Annotated in this window: 2 protein-coding genes; both read right to left on the bottom strand. The window is 61.4% G+C overall.

The window, feature by feature from the left end; translation table 11 throughout:
• A partial coding sequence (locus tag I6F35_RS39485) for a TetR family transcriptional regulator (protein ID WP_225122954.1) occupies window positions 1-201 on the bottom strand: 201 nt, incomplete at its 3' end.
• Window positions 202-248: 47 nt separating this feature from the next.
• A complete protein-coding gene (locus I6F35_RS39480; protein ID WP_225122953.1) occupies window positions 249-1,715 on the bottom strand; it encodes an amidase family protein in 1,467 nt (488 codons plus the stop codon).
• Window positions 1,716-1,823: the final 108 nt, after the last annotated feature.

The following is a 1,823-nucleotide window of genomic DNA, read 5'->3' as shown; positions in this document are numbered from 1 at the left end:
GCCGAGCGCGCTCGCCAGCGCCTCGCGAACAAGCGCGTCCTTTGACTCGAAATGCGGAGAGAATGCCCCTTTGGTCAGGCCGGCCTCTCCCATCATCCCGGCTATCCCGGCGGCGGCGATGCCGTCGCGGCGTAGGCACCTCGATGCCACATCGACGATGTGCCGTCGTGTTGCCGCCTTGTGACCTTTTTCGAAACGCATCTTCTCCCAACTCCACCAATTCCTGCAGCCCGTTGGGGGCCACGGCGTTAGATCGCGGTCGACTTGGCGCCCAAGACGCCTTCGATCTTCCGGGCAAGGACCAAAAGCGTCCGGTCGCTACCTAACGAAGCGTCAAGCTCAAGGCCAATCGGCAGCCCAGCGCGCGAGAGGCCGACGGGAAAACTGATACCCGGCAGCCCCACGCTGCTCGCCGAGACAGTGTGGTTCGCCAAAGCAAGGTAGCTGACATCCTGCCCCGCGATATGAACGGTCACCTGCTCCTCAATCAAAGGTGCCGTGCAAGGCGTGGTTGGCTGCAGAATGCCCTGCGCACCGTGAGCGACGAACGCCGCGTCGAGCCTGCGCTGGATTTCCGGCCGGCTCACGTTGAGCGTTGTCCAATAGGCCTCCGATGAAATGGCACCTGCACCGCCCGGCAGTACGATCTGCCCCCAAGCCTGCCTAAGTTGGGGTTTAAGATCCTCGTAAATCGCCTCGAACGTGGTCGGAATATCGTGGCGGCGAAGGAATTCCGAAATCGCTCCCATGGTCTCGTGAGCGAAGATGCCCCACGTCGCGGTTTGGACGAGGGCGTTGAAATCGTCGCCAAGATCAACCTCAATAACCTCGGCGCCGGCCTCCTGTAGCTGCAGAACCACCTCGCGGAACCGGTCTTCGACCTCCGAGTCCACCAGATCGAGGAACTGTCGGGGCGCGAAGGCCAGTCGAGTTCCCCTGAGATCGTAGTCGTCGTCGGAGAACTCGGCCGTTTGTTCACCCGTCACGACCTGATCCAGCAAAATGCAGTCCTCGACGCTTCGGACGAATGCACCCGTCGTGTCGAGCGTATGGGAGATCGGAGCAACGCCGTTGCGCGGCCAACGTCCGGTCGTTGGCTTGAATCCCACGACCCCACAGAAGGATGCGGGCACCCGGATCGACCCGACCGTGTCACCGCCCAACGACGCGGGAACGAGGCCCGCGGCCACAGATGCGGCGGAGCCGCTCGAGGAACCGCCCGAGACGCGATCTCGTGCGTGCGGATTCTTCACTTGGCCGTAACGTGCGTTGTGCCCGGTCAAGCCGTAAGACATCTCGACGAGGTTGTTCTTCCCGAAGACCAAGGCACCCGCACGCTTGATGGCGCGGACAGCGTCTGCATCTTCGCGCGGAACGAAGTGAGCAAGGCTATCGAGACCTAGGCTGGTAGGCAGCCCTTTCGTCAAATAACTGTCTTTCACCCCGAGCGGCACACCCAGCAGCAGAGCCGCCGATCCGGCGGCTCGTGCTTTGTCCGCGTCTCTCGCGGCCGCCAACACGGCGGCCTCGTCGATGGTGACAAAGGAGTTCAGTTCGGCAAGCGTTCGGGCGCGAAGCAGAAGCGCCGCAGTGTAGGCTTCGGATGTAATATGGCCTTCACGAATAGCTGCTGCAGCCGCTACGAGCCCCAACGAAGAGGGATCGAAGGATTCTCGCGGTGCGCTACGACCTGAAATGCTGCTGCTGTCATTCATGGAGTCCTCGCAAAGAGCCTGTTTGCGGCATTCCGCGTCCACCAAACAGCGGCTCAGCGCGATGCCATGACGGTTATAATATAAAATTACGATCGTAATTCAATAAGG

The organism is Bradyrhizobium sp. BRP22, from assembly GCF_020194175.1.
GTDB lineage: Bacteria > Pseudomonadota > Alphaproteobacteria > Rhizobiales > Xanthobacteraceae > Bradyrhizobium.
This window is presented reverse-complemented; position numbering and strand designations above follow the sequence as displayed.